The 19,420-nt window shown below is 58.7% G+C and carries 19 protein-coding genes; 5 read left to right on the top strand and 14 right to left on the bottom strand.

Annotation, left to right across the window (positions count from 1 at the left end; all coding sequences use genetic code 11):
* Position 1: 1 nt before the first annotated feature.
* From mutL to ileS, 5 genes are all read right to left on the bottom strand, one after another.
* Entirely contained in the window at positions 2-1,927 is a 1,926-nt protein-coding gene (mutL, locus tag RCJ00_RS19290) for a DNA mismatch repair endonuclease MutL (protein WP_316223983.1), read from the bottom strand.
* Positions 1,928-2,012: 85 nt separating this feature from the next.
* The gene (locus tag RCJ00_RS19285) at positions 2,013-2,789 is read right to left on the bottom strand and encodes a methyltransferase domain-containing protein (RefSeq protein WP_316223981.1); all 777 of its coding nucleotides are present in this window, start codon (positions 2,787-2,789) and stop codon (positions 2,013-2,015) included.
* Between the two features lie 93 nt (positions 2,790-2,882).
* Positions 2,883-3,449: a DUF3035 domain-containing protein gene (locus RCJ00_RS19280; RefSeq protein ID WP_316223980.1), complete on the bottom strand. Its 567-nt coding sequence runs from the start codon at positions 3,447-3,449 to the stop codon at positions 2,883-2,885.
* Positions 3,450-3,531: 82 nt separating this feature from the next.
* The gene (lspA, locus tag RCJ00_RS19275; protein WP_316223979.1) at positions 3,532-4,059 is read right to left on the bottom strand and encodes a signal peptidase II; all 528 of its coding nucleotides are present in this window, start codon (positions 4,057-4,059) and stop codon (positions 3,532-3,534) included.
* A 5-nt stretch (positions 4,060-4,064) separates the two neighbouring features.
* The gene (gene ileS / locus RCJ00_RS19270) at positions 4,065-6,980 is read right to left on the bottom strand and encodes an isoleucine--tRNA ligase (protein ID WP_316223977.1); all 2,916 of its coding nucleotides are present in this window, start codon (positions 6,978-6,980) and stop codon (positions 4,065-4,067) included.
* A 234-nt stretch (positions 6,981-7,214) separates the two neighbouring features.
* Between ileS and RCJ00_RS19265 the strand changes: the two genes are divergently transcribed.
* Together RCJ00_RS19265 and RCJ00_RS19260 are read left to right on the top strand one after the other, a co-directional pair.
* The gene (locus RCJ00_RS19265) at positions 7,215-7,844 is read left to right on the top strand and encodes a GyrI-like domain-containing protein (RefSeq protein ID WP_316223976.1); all 630 of its coding nucleotides are present in this window, start codon (positions 7,215-7,217) and stop codon (positions 7,842-7,844) included.
* A gap of 31 nt (positions 7,845-7,875) precedes the next feature.
* Positions 7,876-8,256 (top strand): hypothetical protein, encoded by a 381-nt coding sequence (locus RCJ00_RS19260; RefSeq protein WP_316223974.1) that lies wholly within the window; start codon positions 7,876-7,878, stop codon positions 8,254-8,256.
* Here RCJ00_RS19260 and RCJ00_RS19255 read toward each other — a convergent pair.
* The 3 genes from RCJ00_RS19255 to RCJ00_RS19245 all read right to left on the bottom strand — a co-directional run bounded on the left by RCJ00_RS19255 (position 8,250) and on the right by RCJ00_RS19245 (position 11,266).
* Positions 8,250-9,782, bottom strand: a complete 1,533-nt coding sequence (locus RCJ00_RS19255; protein WP_316223973.1) for a PAS domain S-box protein — start codon at positions 9,780-9,782, stop codon at positions 8,250-8,252. The two genes, RCJ00_RS19260 and RCJ00_RS19255, sit on opposite strands and share 7 nt — an antisense overlap.
* 70 nt (positions 9,783-9,852) lie before the next feature.
* Positions 9,853-10,779, bottom strand: a complete 927-nt coding sequence (locus tag RCJ00_RS19250; protein ID WP_316223971.1) for a bifunctional riboflavin kinase/FAD synthetase — start codon at positions 10,777-10,779, stop codon at positions 9,853-9,855.
* Positions 10,780-10,840: 61 nt separating this feature from the next.
* On the bottom strand, positions 10,841-11,266 hold the full coding sequence (locus RCJ00_RS19245; protein WP_316223970.1) for a MaoC family dehydratase: 426 nt from the start codon (positions 11,264-11,266) through the stop codon (positions 10,841-10,843).
* A gap of 225 nt (positions 11,267-11,491) precedes the next feature.
* Between RCJ00_RS19245 and RCJ00_RS19240 the strand changes: the two genes are divergently transcribed.
* The 3 genes from RCJ00_RS19240 (at position 11,492) to RCJ00_RS19230 (ending at position 13,486) form a co-directional block, all read left to right on the top strand.
* The gene (locus tag RCJ00_RS19240) at positions 11,492-11,878 is read left to right on the top strand and encodes a response regulator (RefSeq protein ID WP_023459283.1); all 387 of its coding nucleotides are present in this window, start codon (positions 11,492-11,494) and stop codon (positions 11,876-11,878) included.
* A gap of 27 nt (positions 11,879-11,905) precedes the next feature.
* Entirely contained in the window at positions 11,906-12,874 is a 969-nt protein-coding gene (locus RCJ00_RS19235) for a protein phosphatase CheZ (protein WP_316223968.1), read from the top strand.
* A 153-nt stretch (positions 12,875-13,027) separates the two neighbouring features.
* Positions 13,028-13,486 carry a GNAT family N-acetyltransferase gene (locus tag RCJ00_RS19230; RefSeq protein WP_316223967.1) on the top strand — a complete coding sequence of 153 codons (459 nt, stop codon included), beginning with the start codon at positions 13,028-13,030 and terminating at the stop codon, positions 13,484-13,486.
* A 43-nt stretch (positions 13,487-13,529) separates the two neighbouring features.
* On the opposite strand, the gene RCJ00_RS19225 is transcribed toward RCJ00_RS19230, so the two are convergent.
* The 6 genes from RCJ00_RS19225 to xseA all read right to left on the bottom strand — a co-directional run bounded on the left by RCJ00_RS19225 (position 13,530) and on the right by xseA (position 19,392).
* Positions 13,530-14,405 carry a TIGR01459 family HAD-type hydrolase gene (locus RCJ00_RS19225; protein WP_316223966.1) on the bottom strand — a complete coding sequence of 292 codons (876 nt, stop codon included), beginning with the start codon at positions 14,403-14,405 and terminating at the stop codon, positions 13,530-13,532.
* 70 nt (positions 14,406-14,475) lie between these two features.
* Positions 14,476-15,759, bottom strand: a complete 1,284-nt coding sequence (tipF, locus tag RCJ00_RS19220; RefSeq protein ID WP_316223965.1) for a flagella assembly cyclic-di-GMP phosphodiesterase TipF — start codon at positions 15,757-15,759, stop codon at positions 14,476-14,478.
* 100 nt (positions 15,760-15,859) lie between these two features.
* Positions 15,860-16,354, bottom strand: a complete 495-nt coding sequence (locus RCJ00_RS19215; protein WP_316223964.1) for a response regulator — start codon at positions 16,352-16,354, stop codon at positions 15,860-15,862.
* 231 nt (positions 16,355-16,585) lie between these two features.
* A complete protein-coding gene (locus RCJ00_RS19210; protein WP_316223963.1) occupies positions 16,586-17,458 on the bottom strand; it encodes a M23 family metallopeptidase in 873 nt (290 codons plus the stop codon).
* The gene (locus RCJ00_RS19205; protein WP_316223962.1) at positions 17,422-17,649 is read right to left on the bottom strand and encodes a DUF2093 domain-containing protein; all 228 of its coding nucleotides are present in this window, start codon (positions 17,647-17,649) and stop codon (positions 17,422-17,424) included. The genes RCJ00_RS19210 and RCJ00_RS19205 overlap by 37 nt, the downstream gene beginning before the upstream one ends.
* 66 nt (positions 17,650-17,715) lie before the next feature.
* Entirely contained in the window at positions 17,716-19,392 is a 1,677-nt protein-coding gene (gene xseA / locus RCJ00_RS19200; RefSeq protein ID WP_316223960.1) for an exodeoxyribonuclease VII large subunit, read from the bottom strand.
* Positions 19,393-19,420 lie beyond the last annotated feature (28 nt).

Raw genomic sequence — 19,420 nt, 5'->3', positions numbered from 1 at the left:
TCTAACGCCGGCCAAAAAGCTTTTCGATGTCTTTGAGCTTGAGCTCGACATAGGTCGGTCGGCCGTGATTGCACTGGCCGGAATGGGGCGTGGCCTCCATCTGCCGCAACAGGGCATTCATCTCGTCGGCAGTTAGCCGGCGGCCCGAGCGCACACTGTGCCGGCAGGCATGATCCCCGCAGATTTCCGCCATCCGCTCTTTAAGGGCCAGCAACTCGTCATGTTCGGTCAGGTCGTCCACCAAATCGCGGACCAGGCCACCGATATCGCAATCGCCGAGTAGGGTCGGGATGTCACGGACGAGGACACTGGTCGGCCCAAAGGCTTCGAGCCCAAGGCCCATGGCCTGAAGATCGGCTTGCCGGGCAATCAGGCGGCTGACCTCTTCGCGTTCCAGATCGACAATTTCTGGGATCAGGAGGCTCTGGCTCTGAACCTGTCCTTCGGCCATGGCCTGCTTCATCTGCTCGTAGACGAGACGTTCATGGGCGGCGTGCTGATCGACGATTACCAGACCGTCAGGTGTCTGGGCGATAACATAGGTTTCATGTATCTGCGCCCGCGCCGCGCCCAACGGAAAGCTTTCGGCCGTGGGGGAAGGTGCCACATCGATCATCGGCGCGGAATCGTCTGCGCCCGTCCAGATGGGGGCATAGGCCTCGGCCACGCCGACATAGGCCGGACCGCCATACACCTGTCCTGAGGTGTCTGGGTAGGCGGCGGGTGCCTCGACACGCGCCGTCGGCGCGAACGTCGAATCGGGCGGGAAGGGCGTGAGGAAGGGCCGGACGGCGGCGATCTGGGACGCCGAGGCCGGATTATAGGGCCGGTTGAACCCCAGCAATGGCTGAACCGCCTGTGGCTGGAAGGCGCTGATGGTCTGATGTGCCACGGTGGTGGCGGCGCGATGGCCAGCCGACGCCAAAGCATGCTTTAGCGCGCCGATAATCAAGCCGCGCACCAGGTTCGGATCGCGGAACCGCACCTCGGTCTTGGCCGGATGCACATTGACGTCCAAGTCCTCGGGATCGATTTCGACAAATAGGGCGGCGAGCGGATGCCGGTCACGCGCCAGGAAATCGGCATAGGCAGCCCGTAAGGCACCGGCCAGCAACTTGTCGCGGACAGGCCGATTGTTGACGAACAGGTACTGATGCATGGCATTGCCGCGCGAAAAGGTTGGCAAACCGGCATAACCCGTCAGCCGAACGCCTTCGCGTTGCTGGTCGATTAACAAGGCATTGTCGGAAAAATCGCTGCCCAGCAATGCGGCCAAGCGGCGCAGGCGACCGTCGAAGCCGGTCGTTTCGGCATAGAGCTTGAGAATTTTCTTGCCGTCGAGTTCAAGCGAAAAACCGACATCTTCGTGCGCCATGGCCTGGCGCTTGACCTCTTCGGCGATGGCCATGTTTTCGGCGCGTTCGGACTTCATGAATTTCAGGCGAGCCGGCGTGGCGTAGAACAGGTCGGACAGTTCTATCCGCGTGCCATGATCGCCGCCGAAGGCCGCAGGCTTGAGTGACGAAATCGCGCCGCCGTCAACCCGGATGTTCAACGCCTCGCCATTCCGCGGGCGCGAGGTTATGCTGAGCCTGGCCACCGAGCCCATGGAGGGCAGGGCCTCTCCGCGAAATCCCAGCGTCTTGATGTGCAAAAGATCCCAAGTGCCGTCGGACTGCGGCTTCAGCTTGGAGGTGGCATGGCGTTCGATGGCCAGTTGCAGATCGTCGGCGCCCATGCCTGAGCCGTTGTCTTCGATCAGGATGCGGGACAGGCCGCCCAAGTCCGCCCGGATATCGATCTGGCGCGCACCGGCATCGATGGCGTTTTCCACCAGTTCCTTGACCGCCGAAGCGGGGCGCTCGACGACCTCGCCTGCGGCGATGCGATTGATGGTATCTTGCGGTAAGCGCTGAATCTGGGACATGAAAGGCCTTGATTTTGGCGTCCCGCGTGCGGTCGGCCGAAGGTCTACAATATAGAAAGCGTTGCCGGGTTTGTAGTGATTCTTATCATTTTAGCGGGCGACGGAAGACCAGCGCCATGCGGTCGGTCTGGCCGCGGATCGACGGGTCGAAGACATTCTTCAGGTGATCGTCCGCCGGGTTGGCCAGGGCATTGCTATTTTCGACCTGTTCAAAGCCTGCGGCCTTGAAATCTGTCACCACTTGGGTGTCCTCGATGCGGTGAAGCGTATTGGTCGCCGTGGCGCCGATGCCGGGCGCGGTCTTATGGTCGGTCAAGATGACGATACCGCCGGGCTTGAGCAGGGCAAGCAGGGATTTGTCGAAGGCCACGGCGTCGTGGCCCGTTTCATTATAGGTGTCGTGATAGACCGTCCCGATGAAAATAACATCGTAAGGCTGGGCCGGTGCTGGTATGCGAGCAAAATCGGCGGTTACGAGGTGCACATTGGGACGGGCGGCAGCCAGGGCCTGGCGCGCGGGCTCCATCTTGTAGCCGTCGACCCAGCTTTGGGGATTTTGCGAATCGACCGTACCCGAACACACCGCCGACGACAGGATGTAGGAGGCGTAGCCGCCACCGGCACCAATATCCAGCACATGATCGCCGGGCTTGACGTGGCTCAGGACAAAGCGAGTTTCAGTGAGGCGATGGGCGTCGTTGTCACGCTGCTTGGTTGGCCGATCGGCCTTGGCCAGCACGGCTTCGACGCGCGTATCGAGTGGGGCGTTGATGGCGCATTCCGGAGTTTGCGCAACAGCAAGGGATGACAAGCCAGCCAGGGACAAAACCGTGACGAAGGCGACGATACGCTGAGACACCATGATATTTCTCCCTAAATTGGCTTCGCTGACATTGAAAAAGGCGCTCCGAAGGAACGCCTTTTACGCATGTCTCACAACTAAATTATCGGTAATCTAGAGGCCCGGCAACTTGAACTTGGGGTTCGGCTTTTGGGTGATAATGATCTGCTGATCGCCGACCAGCGCCTTCAGGCGCGCCTGTTCCGTGGCGGCATCGACCGGGACGGAGGTATTGGCAGCGGCGGCGCTGGCATTGCTGCCGGCAGATGCGGCGTCGGCGGGCTTGCGCCAGAACATGACTTTGTCCGCGAAAGACGGTTCTTTGTAGGTCAGGTCGCCAAATTCATCGTCAACGACGTAACGGGCCAGCGGATCGGCCGTTCCGGCGCCCATGCGGGCCACCAGTTGCTGTTCACCGGCAGACCGGTTAGTCGCATCGCGTTGGCCTAGAAGCGCCTGACGCGCAGCGCTTTCCGGCTGCAATTCTTGCGGACGCGGCGCGCCGGGCGACGGCGGCCGCAGGGCGTAATCCGGCGGAACAACCAGCGGCGCCTTGGTGACGACGCGGAATTCGTCGGGCACGACCTTATTCAGGCCCAGGGCGTTCTTGGTGGACTGGCAACCCGAAAGGGCTACGCCCGCCATGATCAAAAGACCCGCCGCGATTTTTACCGACTTCATAATTCGCTCCGAAATGCCTCACTCGCGCGTGCGCAAGATGAAGAGTGATACTGTGTTTATCGGCTGCTGCCAAGCGTTAAGCTTAACCGGCCGTCTTGCCCTTTTCAGCCATATCCGCGCGGACGAAGTACCACACGAGCAAGGCCACCCCTATACAGATTGCACTGTCGGCAATGTTGAAGACCCACGGAAAAAAGCCCGTGCCTCCAAAGTCGAGAAAGTCGACGACATAGCCCAGCCGCAACCGGTCGATCCCGTTTCCAATGGCGCCGCCTATAATCAAGCCCAGGCTGACGATCAGCCAGGGATTGGTTTTTGTGCGCACATAGTTGGCAATCCCGAAGGCCATGCCGAATTGAAACAGCACCAATAGCCATCGGCCTAAGCCGTCTGAAGTCAGAAGGCCGAAGCTGATACCCTGGTTATGGACCATGGTGAGCGAAAAGAAGGGCAAAATATTGACCTGCTGTCCGATCTCGCGAAGATTCAATCCGTACAGGACCCCCAGCTTGGTTGCCTGGTCGGCGATTAAGACGAGCAGGGCCAAGCCCAGCGCCTTTAGGCCTTCGGGACTATACAGGGGCGTAAAATGCGCTTTCAGCTTGTCCATAAGGCTTATCCGGCGTGTGTGGCGTCAAAGGCGGCGACGGCTTCGGCATCGCGCAGGCTAAGATCGGGATAGCGCGGGTCGGTACCGACTTCAGGTAATATGCGCCAGGACCTCTGGCACTTCTGGCCTTCGGCACGGGCGAATTCGACCGCGATCATCGGCAATCCTTCGAGCTTGAAAGAATCGGCCGGGGCAGCTGCGATCGACAGCGTCGCCTGAGAGGTCCGGAAGACCTCGGCCGCGTCGATGCCGGCGAAGGCTTCGTAGGCGGCATTGTCGGCAATATAGACGATCGGCGCCGCTTCCAGGGCGGAGCCGATGACCTTGTCCCGACGCTTTTCTTCCAGGGCGGCGGTCACGACAGACAACACGGTTTCGATCTTTGACCAGCGTTCGTGTTCAGCCAGGTTGTGCCACTCATCCGGCGCGGCGTCGAGGACGCGGAACAGGTTGGCTTCGGCATGGCCGCGGCTGGTCCAGGCTTCTTCCGTGGTGAAGGTCATGATCGGCGCCAGCCACAGGGTCAGGCGTTCGAAGAGGATATTCATCACCGTCCGGCAGGCGCGGCGGCGCGTGGCCGATGGCTGGTCGCAGTACAGGCTGTCCTTGCGGATATCGAAATAGAGCGCCGATAGGGTCTGGATACAGAAATCGGCCACTGGACGGACGACACCCGCGAAATCGTAGACGTCATACGCCGCGCGGACCTTGGCATCGAGGGTATAGACCTCATTGAGGATGTAACGCTCCAGCGACGGCATGTCGGCGTAACCCACGGCCTCTTCGGCCGTGAAGCCGTTTATGGCGCCCAGCAGGTAGCGCACGGTGTTGCGCAGTTTGCGATAGGCGTCCACCGTCGTCTGGATGATTTGCTTGCCGATGCGCAGGTCTTCGGAATAGTCGGCGAAGGCCACCCACAGACGCAGGATTTCGACGCCGGATTCCTTGGCGATATCCTGAGGCGCGGTGACATTGCCCTTCGACTTGGACATCTTCTCGCCCTGTTCGTCGAGAACGAAACCGTGCGTCAGGACGGCATTATAAGGCGCGCGACCCCGGGTTCCGCAGCTTTCGAGCAGGGACGACTGGAACCAGCCGCGATGCTGGTCCGAGCCTTCGAGATAGAGATCGGCGGGCCAGTGTGAGTCGGCGCGGCCTTCTAAGGTAAAGGCATGGGTGCAGCCCGAATCGAACCACACGTCGAGGATATCCGTGACCTTTTCGTAGTCGTCCGGATTATAGCCATTGCCGAGAAAATCGGTGTCGGGGCGCGTGAACCAGGCGTCGGCGCCGCCTTCGGCGATCATGTCGGTGATGCGCTTGTTGACACCTTCGTCCCGAAGTGGCTCGCCCGTCTTCTTGTCGACGAACATGGCCAGCGGCGTGCCCCAGTTGCGCTGGCGGCTGATCAGCCAGTCCGGGCGCGTTTCGACCATGCCGCCGATGCGGTTCTTGCCCATGGCGGGGAAGAATTCGGTGGCGTTGATGGCAGCCATCGCGGTGTTGCGCAGTGACTCCTCACCATCCATGCGGATGAACCATTGCGGCGTATTGCGGAAGATGACCGGCGCCTTGGACCGCCAGGAATGCGGGTAGGAGTGTTCGACCCGACCGCGCGCCAGAAGATTGCCGGCTTCGATGAGCTTGTTCATCACCGCGCCGTTGGCTTCGCCGAACTTGCCCGCCTTCTTGCCTTCGGTTTCCAGCACCTTCATGCCGGCAAAAAGGGGGATGTGCGGATAATAGGCGCCGTCCGGATCGACCGTATCGGGGATGGCATCGAGCGGGTAACCGGATTTGAGCCAGATATTGTAGTCGTCCGCGCCATGGCCCGGGGCCGTGTGGACAAAGCCCGTTCCGGCATCGTCGGTGACGTGGTCCCCCGCCAGCATCGGGACGTTGAAATCGTAATAGGGATCGTAGGTCGCCAGCGGATGAGCCAGTTTCAGGCCGCTCAGGACATCGGCGGGCAAAGCGAGGACACGATGCCAGGCCTTGGCGTTCGCTGCCTGTAGGACGCCTTCGGCCAGTTTGTCGGCCAGGATCAGTTTGTCGCCCACCTTAACCCAAGGCGCGAAACCCAAGTCTTCTTCGGACTTTACGTCCGTCACTTCGTAAAGCGCATAGGCTACGGACGGGTTGAAGCTGATGGCGCGGTTGGCCGGGATCGTCCACGGCGTCGTCGTCCAGATGACCACCGACGCGCCGTTCAGGGCGTCGATTATGTGCGGCGCATCGCTGCGCAATGGAAATTTGACCCAGACGGTCGGGGAGACATGCGGGTGGTATTCGATTTCGGCGTCGGCCAGCGCCGTGCGTTCGACGGGCGACCACATCACCGGCTTAGACCCGCGATACAGCTGGCCCGACATCAGGAATTTATGAAATTCCGCCGTCACCTTGGCTTCGGTGGAATAGTCCATGGTGGCGTAACGGTTTTCCCATTCGCCGAGCACGCCCAGGCGTTTGAATTCGTCGCGCTGGCTTTCGATCCACCGTGCGGCATATTCGCGGCAGGCCTTGCGGAACTCGGCCGCGGGCACCTCATCCTTCTTGCGGCCCTTGGCGCGGAATTCTTCTTCGATCTTCCATTCGATCGGCAGGCCGTGGCAATCCCAGCCCGGCACGTAATCGACGTCGTGACCGGTGAGGAACTTCGAGCGGACGACGAAGTCTTTCAGGATCTTGTTGAGCGCGTGGCCGATATGGATATTGCCATTGGCATAGGGGGGGCCGTCGTGCAGGACAAACAAAGGCGCGCCGGCGGCTTGGCGCGCTTTGCGGACGGCATGGTACAGGTCGGCCTCGTCCCACTTTTTCAACATTTCGGGCTCGGCCTTTGGCAGGCCGGCACGCATGGGAAAATCGGTTTCGGGCAGGAAGACGGTGTTGCGGTAATCGCGGGCAGTGGTGTCGGACATGAGTCTCAGGTCATATAAAAAGATGTCGGTAAAAAGGCGCGAGAACGAGCTCCCAGCACAGGCTCAACCTGCGCTGGGCCTCAAATTCGTATGATCTGGCGGCCGGACATCAACATGGCTCTGGCTTTATCAGAGCGCCCCAAACTTGCCTAGGGCAAAGTGGTGAAGCCTGCTGGCAGATTTTGGCGATACCCGCATTTAGGGTGGGGTAAATCGGCCGGCATGGAGGCTTCGTTGAGCAAAATCGATCTCAAAACCGAATACAAATCGCTGTATAGCGCGCCCGTAAAGGACTTCGCCCTGGTCGAGGTGCCGTCGTTGCAATATCTGATGTTCGACGGGCAGGGCGACCCGAATACAGTCGCAGACTATCCGCAGGCGATAGAGGCCCTGTATTCCCTGTCCTATACCCTTAAATTCATGAGCAAGCGCGCCTTTGACCGTGATTACGTCGTAGGGCCGCTCGAGGGGCTGTGGTGGGCAAAGGACATGACCAGCTTCGCCGCACGACAGAAGGACAAATGGTCTTGGACGATGATGATCCTGCAGCCGGACTGGATAGAAAAACCGCATCTCTGCGCGGCACTGAGCGAGGTCGTGATGAAGAAGGGCCTGCCAGGTCTGGAAAAGGTCCGTCTGGAGCGGCTGGAAGAGGGCTTGTGCGCACAAATTCTGCACATCGGACCGTTTGACGACGAAGGGCCGACGCTTGAACGGCTGCATACGGAATGGCTGCCCGCCCATGGGCTAATCGAAACTGGCAAGCATCATGAAATCTACCTCAGCGATGCACGCAAGGTGGCGCCCGATAAGCTTAGAACCATCCTGCGTCAGCCCGTAAGGCCAATGAACACAGCTGGTTGACGCGAGCGCAGTGGCGCGTTAGCCGATAGGGATGCGTTCACGACTTATCGCCGCCTTGGCTCTGTTTTTGTGCTTTGTGTCTATCATCGGCCGCGCGGGAAATCAGGCGGATAGGGATAACCGGGCGCATTGCGCGGCGATCGGTCGCGAATTGCAACGCCGTGCGGCACAGAAGGCCACGGAAGTAGCGGAACTGCGCGCGCAGTTGGGGGATAGGGCAGGGAAGGCGGACTTGGCGCGCCTGGCGCAATGGGACGTGTACGTCGCGCGGTTGGATGGGTTGGGGCGCGGCCTGGTCGCCAACTTCACCGATCCGTGGCCGGTGTCTGCCATCGAACGGCGCTCGGCGCATTTACGTGAGACGGAAGACCTTACGCTTGATGGAGAAGGCTGCACCGGTGAAGGTCATTGAGGGTGGCGCCCCCTGGCTTTAGGGAGGGTGAAATAGAATGTGCTGCCGTGCCCTGGCGAAGACTCTGCCCATATTTGCCCGTCGTGACTTTCGACGATCTTGCGGCAGACGGCCAGTCCTAGACCCGTTCCATTGATGGCGTCCCATGTATGCAGCCGGCGAAACGGCTCAAATACCTGGGTGACGAAGTCCGCCGATATGCCGATACCGTTGTCCGAAACGGCAAGGCGCCAATAATCGTCTTGCGGGTCACAGGTGATCCGGATGACGGGGTGAGCGTTGGCAGGTTGATATTTGATGGCGTTCGATATTAGGTTTTGGAGTAGCCGAAGCAACTGAACGGAGCTGCCACTGACGATGGGCAAGGGGGCGTGGTAAATTTCGACGCCGGAATCCCGGATAAGTTCGCTGAGATTTATCTTCACGTGCTCCAACTGCTCTTCCAGATTCACCTCACCGAAACTTAGGCTTTCCCGGCCTAGCCGTGCGTATTGCAGCAGGTCATGCACCATGTCCTGCAAGCGGATTGCGGAGCTGTTTATGATTTCGAGGAATTCCCGGCCGTTTGTGTCAAGCTGGGCTTGATATTCATTCACCAGGATTTCGCTGAAGTTGGCGACCATGCGGATGGGTTCTTGCATGTCATGTGATGCGACGTAGGCGAAGCGTTCCAACTCGGTATTGGACTCCATAAGCCGTTGCATTAACCGCTGACGGTTGTCTTCCTCGGCTTTCGCCTTGGTGATGTCGCGAATGATGCCGCAAAAATAGACGCCGTCATCCAATTCGTAGCGGCTGATTGACAGGTCCATCGGAAATTCCGAGCCATCCTTGCGTTTGCCGCGCACCTCCCGGCCGCTGGTTCCGATGATGTGGGCATCACCGGTGCGCTGATAGTTTTCGAGATAGCCGTCATGTTCGCTGTGATACGGCTCAGGCATCAGGACGCGGATGTTTTTTCCAGCCAGTTCGGCGGCTGTATAACCGAATATCTTTTCACACGCCGGGTTGAAGGTGTCGATTTGTCCGCTGGCATTGATGGTGATCAGGCCGTCAACCGTGCTGGTGACAAGAGATCGGATGCGCGATTCGCTGTCGCGCAGTTCTTTTTCTCTCTGCTTATGCTGGCTTATGTCGCGGATGATGCCGCAAAAATGTTGGCGGCCGTCGTGTTCAAAGCGGCTGATCGACAAGTCGAGCGGAAAGACGGTTCCGTCCTTGCGTTGACCTGAGACTTCCCGTCCGCTGGTGCCGATTATGCGTGCCTTGCCCGTCGTCTTGTAGTGCTCAAGATAGCCATCATGTTCGCTATGGTACGGTTCCGGCATCAATACGCGAATATTACAGCCGACGATTTCGACCGCCTCATAGCCGAATATCTTCTCGCAGGCGGGATTGAAACTCTCGATGATGCCTTGGTCATCTATGGTGATCAGGCCGTCGATAGCATTATCAAAAATAGCCTTGGCCAGGGGGGTAGCTGTTTCGTTCGTGGGCGTATTCTGAGGCGGAGCTTGAACGGGCATCTACAATTCCTGAAACGCGATGTATTTGGTTTACACGGTTTCGAGGTATCCTTCCACACGTATATCGCCCCTAAGTTGTCTCCAGCCCGCCTGCGCTCTTAAACCATGCCCGCGCCTTGGCAGCATCGTTCTGGATTTCCAACTTCATCGCTTCGAACGACTCAAACTTCGCTTCGGGACGAATAAAATCCAGCAGGCTGGTTTCTACCTCTTGGCCATAAACGTCTTCACTGAAGTCGAACAGATAGGTCTCAAGCAGTTCGATGTTTCCGCCGACTGTCGGGCGCACGCCGATATTGCTGACGCCGTTGATCTGGCGTCCGTCGGGGAGGGTGGTGCGGGTCACGTAAATGCCGTAGCGCGGCCGTTGGTAATCGCCGAGCCTGAGGTTGAGCGTCGGGAAATCGATGGTGCGGCCTTGTTTGGCGCCATGGACGACCTCGCCGCTATACGCCTGCGGGCGGCCGAGAATCGCCGTCGCCGTAGCAACATCTCCGGCCAGAAGGGCCTCCCGAACAGCCGAGGATGAGAGTTTGTTCCCCTTCGCGTCCGTCTGGCAGGGCAGTATATCGGTGCTGAAACCGAGGGCGGCGCCGAATTGCACCAGATCGGCCGCATGGCCGCCGCCGCGTTTGCCAAATTGAAAATCGAAGCCCGCTGAAACGTGCGACAGCTGAAGCGTATCGTGCAGGATCAGACGGGCGAAATCTTCGGCGCTCAGCGAAGACAGATGGCCATCGAAGCGGAGCACAAATGTATAGTCGATGCCAAGGCTTTCAAAAGCATGCAACTGCTGGGACAGCGTCATCAGCCGGAACGGCTGGCCGTCCTTGTGAAAGAAGGTCTGCGGATGCGGATCGAAGCATATCACCGCCGATGGCGCCCCGTTGGCTCGCGCGGCGGCGATGGCGGATTCTATGACGTGCTGATGACCAATATGTACACCGTCGAAGCTGCCGATCGCAGCACTGGCGCCGGCGGGCAGAGGCTTGTCCATCGACACGGTACCATCGGCACCAAGTGTCAGGGTTATGACTGTGAGAGCGGAGGACGGCACTTCAGGCTGGGCGTTTCGGAGCGATGACGACGGCGGTTCCGCTCAACATGGTCTTGTTTCGCACCTTTACAAGGGTCGACAGGGTGACGTGGCCGGATTTCAAATCGATGTCGCGAATCGTCACTTCGACGGTTGCTTCATCACCGGGGCGCACAGCGCGCTTGAACTCAAGTGTCTGCGAGACGTAGATTGAGCCGCGCCCGGGCAGGTCCGAGGCCAGGGTCGCCGAAATATAGGCTCCCAGCAGCATGCCGTGGGCGATGCGCCCCTTGAACGGCGACTGGGCCGCGAAGGCTTCATCGACATGAACCGGATTATGGTCCGTCGATACGTCGGCGAAGGCCTGTATGGCCGCATCGTCGACGGTAAAGACACGCGAGGCGGTCTGATCGATCGACAATTCATCGATATAATAGGTGTTGGTCATAGGCCTTGCTTATCCAAAATCGTGCCGAAGCGGGACAAAAAAATGAAAATGGCTGGGAAATTTTCACCATAGATCGTAGTTAATATAGTCTATATCATTGAAAAATAACGATAATTTTTAAAAACGCTCTTAACCTGATTTTATCGTCTCATGGCTATTCTGGCCCTGTCTTAAAGGAAGGGCCTGCGCTTTTGCAGGGCTAGCTTAGAAAAAGTGGGGCGTTACATGGCCATCGATATGTCCATGCCGGTCTTGGTTGTTGATGATTACAAGACCATGCTACGTATTATCTCCAATCTGCTCAAGCAGCTTGGATTTGAAAATGTTGAAGAAGCTTCGGACGGCACCGAGGCGCTCGACAAGATGAAAAAGAGTTCCTATGGCCTGGTCATCTCTGACTGGAACATGGAGCCGATGACCGGCTATGAACTGCTGCTCAAGGTTCGCGCCGATGATGGCCTGAAGCGTACGCCCTTCATCATGGTCACTGCAGAATCAAAGACGGAAAACGTTATCGCTGCCAAGAAAGCCGGTGTTAACAATTACATTGTTAAACCTTTCAATGCGGCGACCCTGAAACAGAAGATAACAGCTGTTCTCGGTGAATTCTAAGACCTTTATTCAAGTAGGTTGACTTTAATGGCTATGCCCGCATCAAAACTGGACGAAAGTCACGCTGACGACGTGTATCAGTCCGCCATGTCTGGCGAACTGGAGCCCAAGCTCATCAATCTGATGCAGCAGTCCGAAGCGCTTGTTGCTCTGATGCGCGGTTTCTTTCAGCAACTCGACAAACGTCGTTCGGAAGAATTCAGCATCATCGCCGGCTACATCGCCAAAGCAAAAGAAGAAATCCGCGAAATGCGTCCGCACGACATTTCGCAGGAACGGATTCCGACAGCGGGTGCGGAATTGGAAGCCATCACTCGCGACACGGAAAATGCCACCCATTCTATCATGAATTCGGCCGAAGCCATGATGGGCTTCTCAATCGATCAGTTCGGCGGCGACGCCAACGCCTACAAGGCGGCGGTCGATGACGAGGTCATGAAAATTTTCGAGGCCTGTTCGTTCCAGGATATCACCGGCCAGCGCGTCTCTAAGGTGGTCAATGTCCTGAAGCAGATCGAGGAACGTGTCGGCAAGCTGGCCAATACGCTTGGTGTCGAAGACAGCGACCCGCAGGAGATGACGCCCGAAGAGCGCCGTCGCCACGAACTGCTGCTCAACGGTCCGGCTATTGGTGGACCGGAGACGAAGCAGGACGCCATCGACGCCATGTTCGATGAAGGTTTTGATGCTGTGGCGCCGGCCATCAAGCCAGATGCGCTTGCCGCTAAGGCACCGGAGACCAAACCGGCACCCGAACCCGTGTCGAAGGCGCCAGAACCTGCCCCCGCGCCTAAGGCCGCACCGGCAGCTGTGGCACCGGCTCCCAAGCCGGAGCCCAAGCCAGAACCGAAACCTGAACCCAAGCCTGCGGCCGCAGCGGCGCCAGCGCCGGACGCCACCAATTCGCAGGACGATATTGACGCCCTGTTCGACTTCACGGTCGAAGATATGAACAAGACGAACAGCCAGGACGATATCGACGCCCTGTTTGACTAAGCTATAAACAAGCAAAGACATCCACGCTCCGCCAAGAGGGCCGATGGACAATTGCGATGGTGAAGAAACGCGGTGGCCCTCCGGTCGCCGCGTTTTTGCATTCGGAAACAGAGTGTGTCTTCCGTAGGCCGCGACATGGCTTAATCTCCGCGCATGTCTGATGTGATTGTTCGCCCCGTCGAAGCCGAAGATTTCCCGCAATGGCTACCTTTGTGGAACGGCTATAACGCCTTTTACGGCCGCAGCGGTGCAGCCGCGCTGCCCGATGCCGTGACTCAAGCCACCTGGGCGCGCTTTCAAGACCCGGCCATCCCCATATACGCCATCATCGCCGTTAGCCGCGGTGTGGCGGTGGGGCTGGCGCATTATCTGTTTCATTACTCGACATCGTCCACCGCCCAGACCTGTTATCTTCAAGATCTGTTCACGAGTGAGACCATGCGAGGGCAGGGAGTAGCCCGCGCATTGATTGAGGGTGTGTATGCCGCTGCGAACCAGGCAGGGACCACACGTGTCTACTGGCACACGCACGAAACCAACCACAGGGCGCAGGCCTTGTACGATAAGGTGGCGCAGAAGTCCGGATTTATCGTCTACCGAAAGCCGGCGTAAGCTTTGCCAATCCGTCGTGAATTTGCGACGCCACTAGACGGCATTACCGCCAGCGCAGGGCGTCGGCGACATACTTCGAATTGGCCATTTGGCTATCCAGCACGGCCTTGAGCAGAAGTGGATCGAGAATGCCCTCGGCGTTGGTTGCCTCTGCGGCATGAATGCCCGCGGCAATAAAGAGGAGGTCCAGGCCCTGGCCATTTGCGCCCAGGACGTCGGTCGGCAGACCGTCGCCGATGGCGAGAATGCGTGTCTTGTCGTGCGGCTTGCCGGTGATCTTTTCCAGCGCCTGGTAGCACATCTCGTAGATCGGCGCGTAGGGCTTGCCCGCCATGATGACCGGTCCGCCCAGACTGGCATAAAGGTCAGCCAGAGAGCCCGCGCACATGATGATCTTGTCGCCACGCTGGACCACCTTGTCCGGGTTCGCGCAGATCATGACGATCTTGCGCTGCGCCGCGATGGTAAAGGCATGCTGATACTGGTCTAGCGTATCGTTTTCGTCATCGAACGGCGATGTGCAGGAAATGAAGGCGGCCGTCTCAGGCTTGCCGCTCAGGTCGATGTCGATACCGTCGTAGAGCGACTGTTCACGTGGATCACCGATGCGCCAGGCCGGGCCCTGGGGGGCGAATTTCTTCAGATATTCCCGCGTCGCGTCGCCGGACGAGACAACGTCGGAAAAGCCGTCGTCCAGAATGCCAAGACTGGCCAATTGCCCGACCAGGCTTTCGCGTGGCCGCGGAGAATTGGAAATAAGGATGACCGGACCGCGCTCGGCCTTGAACCGGCGCAAGGCTTCGTAGGCGGGGGGAAAGTGTTGACGGCCGTTGTGGATCACGCCCCAGATATCACAGAAGATGGCATCGTAATCGGTGGCGATATCGGCCAGACCGTTCAGCAGTTCAGGATGGGACATCGGTATTCCTACGCAGCAAATACCGGCTGTTTAGCGGCTAAATATCGGAAAGGGAAGCGTCAACCGCGCCTTAAGCCCGGCGGCGTGTCTGCGGCAGGGTGGACTTGATAAAGCCAGCCGGCGGATCGGTTTCGGCCAGTACCTGCTCCTTGATGGCGCGGGGTTCACCGAACAAATGCCCCTGGGCATAGGCGATCTCGATGTCGAGGATATCGACCACCTGACGTTCGCTCTCGACCTTTTCGGCGATGACTTCGATGCCGTAGCGTGCCAGCAATCCAGCATAGTCGCCAGCATGGATGTCCTTCAGGAACTTCAGCGCAGGCTTGCCCCCAACCTCGAGCAGTTGCTCAAGCAGCAGGTTTGCGCCGACCTTGACGTAGCGCACATCGGAGCGATGCAGGTCCTGCAGATCGAAATCGATCGTCGTCACCTTATCGATCGAGAAGCGGAAACCCAGATCGGCCAGCTTCGCCATGTTGCGCGCCTCGGCAGAACCACGGGTCGCGAAAGCGTCTTGCCCCAGTTCAAAAATCAGAGACCCGGCCAGGTCGCGATTTTCATTGAGGAATTCGAGAAACTGCGGGAAGAAGGTTTCATCGCGCAGGGAGGTCAGCGAAATATTACAGAAGATGCCGATGCGTCGATCCTGCTTGGCCAGGCGGCGGACAATCTGCACACAACGGAACAGGAGCAGGTTGTCTATGGACGGGACAAGCCCTTCCGCATCGGCCACGGTCAGATATTCAGCCGGCATAAGGACGCGGCCGGAGACGTCGCGCAGGCGCGAGAAGCTTTCGTAGAAGATCGTCTTGCGCTGGGGCAGGGACACGACCGGCTGAAGGTACAGGTCGACACGATTGGCAATCAGCGCTTCGCGTATCGTCTCGATCAGGGCCAGAGCCTGGGCTTCCTTGTGGTTCATGGCAGGGGAACCATGAAGCGGCACGACTGTCGGCGCGGCGCGCCATTCGTTCATGCGGTCCTCTATGCTTTCCCCCAGTTTCATAACCAGGTCCTCGAGCATCTTGACTTCAGAGGTCAGTTCTTCGGACCGCGACGTGCGCTGGTTTTGCACACGGTCGGCCAGTTCGATCATGTCCTTTTGGGTCGAATCGATGGCGTCAACCATCAGGCGGTGCGCTTCACGCACGTTTTCAACATCACGGGTGATACGCCGTTCGGCCAGTTGCTGGGACGCATAGGCGTGAAATGACAGGCAGACACCGAGGACACCGGCTAGAACAGCGATCGCAGCCCCGCCGTCGGAACCGCCCTTCCATACCATTGCCGCCACGCTGGCGCTCAGCAGTATGTAGGTCAAGACAAGAATGGCCGGGGTAAATCTGCCCATAGGAGGTCCCAAATCGCCAAAAGTGGCATAGAATCTTATGCCAACTATGAATTGATTCAACAAGGAGGCAAATAGGCGTTAACACTTATTAACAGCGGCGTTAGAGGGCGCCGTCCGTATTTCGACGCAATGGGCCACTGTATGACGCGTCATTGGTGCGGCGGCGATCGGGGCCGAAATAGGTTCTACACCGGATAAATGGCCGTGGCCGCATAATAACCGAGTCCATCCGTCCCAGCAGGGCGCGCGCGGTCAGCGGTTTAACGACGAATTCGTTGACGCCCGAATCACGCGCTTGAATGACACGCGATCGTTCGGAATGGCCGGTGATCATGATGATGGGCAGGTAGGGATTGGACGAATCCGACGCGTTACGCAGCATCTTTGTGAATTCCACACCGTCGATCGGGTCCATATTGAAGTCAACCAGAGCGATATCGGCAGGGTATTGGCGGAGCATGTCCAACCCTTCGGCGCCGTCGCGCGCTTCACGCACGTTGCGGATACCCGACCCCTTGAGAATCGCGGTGACGATTGAGCGCATATGCTGATTATCTTCGATCAGCAAAATTTTTAAGCTGCTGTAATCGGCCATGGGTTCAATTGAAGGATTTGAAAAGACGGACGTTTTTATTAGGTTGTTATTGCGAACGCGTCTGACTGATAAGCGGAATGCGGATTTGTTTTCAAGCGAATAATTCAGGCGCTGACGTCAAAAATCTCTAATGCGGACGGATATCGTCAAGGTCGAGACGACGCATCGCCTTGCGCGAGAAGGGTTTGGCACAAACAACGCCTTTTGCGAAAAATAAATTGCGACCTAAGGTCAACCGACCATCAAGCTGGGGTCCATGCGGCGATCGCCCCATTTCAACCGCCAGCATAGGTGCGGACCGGTGGCGCGGCCTTTCGCGCCAACCTTGCCGATGACCTGTGTTTGACGGACATGGTCTCCTTTTTTGACGAGAAGCTCCGACTGGTGCAGGTACATGGAAATTACACCCTGGCCATGGTCGATAAGCGTAAGACCGCCTTCGTAGAAGAGGTCGGGCTCGGCCAGAACAACGAGGCCGGCTTGGGGGGCATATACGGGAGTGCCGACCGGTGCAGCCATATCAAAACCGTAGTGCGGGCTTTTGGGCACCCCGTTCAGCACACGCTGATTCCCGAAGTGGCCGGAGACCTGAAATTTTTTAAGGGGGTAGATGAAGCCGCCCTTGAAATAATCGCTGCTGTCGCGGCTGGCAAAGGCGACATTTTTCAGGGCGGCGTCCCGCTTGATGCGTTCCAGATTGGCCGGATCGGTCGGGGTCACCGTCTCCGGCGGCAGGCCATCGACGTGTTGTAGATCGTAGGTCGTCGGCGCAATGTCGAAGCGCGTCAAGTCTGTGCGCGTCGGTGTGCGTATTTCCAGACTACAGGTCGGCACAGAATCACGATCAAAACCGACATAGAACCAGCCTGTTTCAGAGGTGCGACCGCGCATGAAACCGTCAACCCACAGTTCCGCGTTGGGGGCGCCGCGGCCGATGCAATAACCGCTTTGCTGGAACTTGCCCCGCAATCCGAACGGCAAGGCCGGCTGCGGGGGGGCCGCATTCAGGAGTCCCGGAAAGGATGCGCCAGCCGCAGCGGCGCCGAGACTCAGCAGAGATCTTCGGTTTAGCCCTTGGCCGACGTGGGGTTTAAGCTTTTCCAACGTTGCAAGGCCTCCTCTGGGCCGGCGAAGGCTTCCTGGGTACGCGGGTTCCAGTATTTGAGCGCCTCAAGCGGAACCTGCTTGCCGGAAATGGCACAGATCACAAACTTTCCGGGGCGCATGACCGTGTAATCGGCGTCGCTGTAATGCAGGATGGCCTGGCCGGGCAGGGGAGTGGAGGGCATATGCATATTCATACCCGCAACATAAGCTTCAGTCCGGCGACGATCAAGGGAGAACTTGGTCAGTGCGGATGGCTAAAACAGGCTGCCCTGGTCGGGCGCGCCAGGTTTGGCCTTGGGGGATACCGGTTTCGCCGCGGGCTTCGGTGACGCGCCAGCGCTTCCGGCGATGACGTCCAGCGTCTGATTGTCCTTGAACGTCAGAACCAGTTCGTCGCCGTTGTCGACGCCAACGGGCGATTTGACGAGTGCGCCATCGCGCCGGTTGACCCGTGCGAAGCCGAGATCGAGCGGACGGTCAGGGTTCAGGCTAAGACGCAATTGTTCAAGTTGTTTAACGCGTTCCTCGCGTTGTTTCAGATCGCGCGTGAAGGCTTCGGGCAGGCGTCGCGCCAGGTCCGGCAGGCGTTGACCGCGCTGTTCGACCAGGCGTTTCAGCGCCTCACGCAAACGCCGGTCCAGTTCCGGCAGACGTTCCCCCTTCTTTTCCGCGCAACGGACAAAGGCTTCAGTCATGCGCTTCTCCAGCGCCGGCAGACGGGCGTGGCTTTCGGCCTGATCGATCAGGCGCGTTCCGCCACGCGACAGGCGCTCACCGAACTGGTTCAGACGGTCCTTTTTCAGCTGGTATTCCCGTTCCAGCAGGCTAGGCGTAAAGCGGCCGGAAATGCCGACAAAAGCCGTCCGGTGCAGGTTGAGGTTTTGCAGCAGGCCGCCATCCAGGCGGTGCGCGACGTAATCGAGCCGTTGTTGGGCTGTATTGATCAGGTCGAGTGGCTTGGGCAGGGTGCGCGCCAGCATGATCAGCCGTTCGCGGCGGCTTTCCAGTCCGCGCGACATGCAAGCTTGCCTTCGGCGCTCGAGATCAGCGGTAAAGGCGCGCAGTTCACCGATGACCGGCGTTGCCATTTCGGCGGCACCTGTCGGGGTCGGCGCTCGGCGGTCGCTGACATAATCGATCAAGGTTGTGTCGGTTTCGTGCCCGACGGCGGAGATGATGGGGATGGTGCAGGCATGAACGGCGCGCGCCATCTCTTCGCTATTGAAGGCCCACAGATCCTCCACTGAACCGCCACCGCGCGCGACGATCAGCACGTCCGGGCGGGGCAGGGCCGGGTCGTTCTGAAAGCCGCGCAGGGCGCCGATGACCTGGGGGATGGCGGCATCGCCCTGAACAATGACCGGCCAGACAATGACGCGGCACGGCCAGCGGTCACGAATCCGGTGAAGTATGTCACGGATGACAGCGCCCGTGGGCGAGGTAATAACGCCGATGGTTCGGGGCGCGTAGGGCAACGGCTTCTTTTTGGCGGGATCGAACAGCCCTTCGCCGTGCAACTTCTTCTTGATGCGATCGAGTTGCGCCAGAAGCGCACCGACGCCGGCGACTTCCATCGCTTCTATAACAATCTGGTATTTCGACGATGCGGGAAAGGTGGTGATCTTGCCGGTGACAATGACTTCCAGTCCCTGGTCGGGCTGAGCCTGTAAGCGGCTGACATTGCCTTTCCAGATGACGCCGTCAATGGCCGCCTTGTCGTCCTTGAGCGTCAGATAGACGTGTCCGGAACTGTGGCGGGTAACCTTGGAAATTTCACCGCGCAAACGCACATGGTCATAGGTCGTCTCAAGGGTGCGTTTCAGGGCACCCGCCAGTTCCGAGACGGAATAGGCCTGTGCATTGGTTTGAAGGCCCTGTGTCTGAAGAGACTGAGGTGTCGAATCGGCGGAGGAGTAGAGGTCGTTGGCCATGCTGTCAGTTTAGAGCGCTTCCCGATGC

The organism is Asticcacaulis aquihabitans, from assembly GCF_032490435.1.
Classification (GTDB): Bacteria; Pseudomonadota; Alphaproteobacteria; order Caulobacterales; family Caulobacteraceae; genus Asticcacaulis.
Note: the sequence above shows the minus strand (reverse complement) of the source record. Positions and strands in the feature narration are given on the sequence as shown.

Coding starts and splice junctions, on each gene's coding strand:
- mutL (WP_316223983.1), bottom strand. CDS start 1,927: ATGTCCCAGATTCAGCGCTTACCGCAAGATACCATCAATCGCATCGCC.
- RCJ00_RS19285 (WP_316223981.1), bottom strand. CDS start 2,789: ATGGTGTCTCAGCGTATCGTCGCCTTCGTCACGGTTTTGTCCCTGGCT.
- RCJ00_RS19280 (WP_316223980.1), bottom strand. CDS start 3,449: ATGAAGTCGGTAAAAATCGCGGCGGGTCTTTTGATCATGGCGGGCGTA.
- lspA (WP_316223979.1), bottom strand. CDS start 4,059: ATGGACAAGCTGAAAGCGCATTTTACGCCCCTGTATAGTCCCGAAGGC.
- ileS (WP_316223977.1), bottom strand. CDS start 6,980: ATGTCCGACACCACTGCCCGCGATTACCGCAACACCGTCTTCCTGCCC.
- RCJ00_RS19260 (WP_316223974.1), top strand. CDS start 7,876: ATGCGTTCACGACTTATCGCCGCCTTGGCTCTGTTTTTGTGCTTTGTG.
- RCJ00_RS19255 (WP_316223973.1), bottom strand. CDS start 9,782: ATGCCCGTTCAAGCTCCGCCTCAGAATACGCCCACGAACGAAACAGCT.
- RCJ00_RS19250 (WP_316223971.1), bottom strand. CDS start 10,779: ATGGACAAGCCTCTGCCCGCCGGCGCCAGTGCTGCGATCGGCAGCTTC.
- RCJ00_RS19245 (WP_316223970.1), bottom strand. CDS start 11,266: ATGACCAACACCTATTATATCGATGAATTGTCGATCGATCAGACCGCC.
- RCJ00_RS19240 (WP_023459283.1), top strand. CDS start 11,492: ATGGCCATCGATATGTCCATGCCGGTCTTGGTTGTTGATGATTACAAG.
- RCJ00_RS19235 (WP_316223968.1), top strand. CDS start 11,906: ATGGCTATGCCCGCATCAAAACTGGACGAAAGTCACGCTGACGACGTG.
- RCJ00_RS19230 (WP_316223967.1), top strand. CDS start 13,028: ATGTCTGATGTGATTGTTCGCCCCGTCGAAGCCGAAGATTTCCCGCAA.
- RCJ00_RS19225 (WP_316223966.1), bottom strand. CDS start 14,405: ATGTCCCATCCTGAACTGCTGAACGGTCTGGCCGATATCGCCACCGAT.
- tipF (WP_316223965.1), bottom strand. CDS start 15,759: ATGGGCAGATTTACCCCGGCCATTCTTGTCTTGACCTACATACTGCTG.
- RCJ00_RS19215 (WP_316223964.1), bottom strand. CDS start 16,354: ATGGCCGATTACAGCAGCTTAAAAATTTTGCTGATCGAAGATAATCAG.
- RCJ00_RS19205 (WP_316223962.1), bottom strand. CDS start 17,649: ATGCATATGCCCTCCACTCCCCTGCCCGGCCAGGCCATCCTGCATTAC.
- xseA (WP_316223960.1), bottom strand. CDS start 19,392: ATGGCCAACGACCTCTACTCCTCCGCCGATTCGACACCTCAGTCTCTT.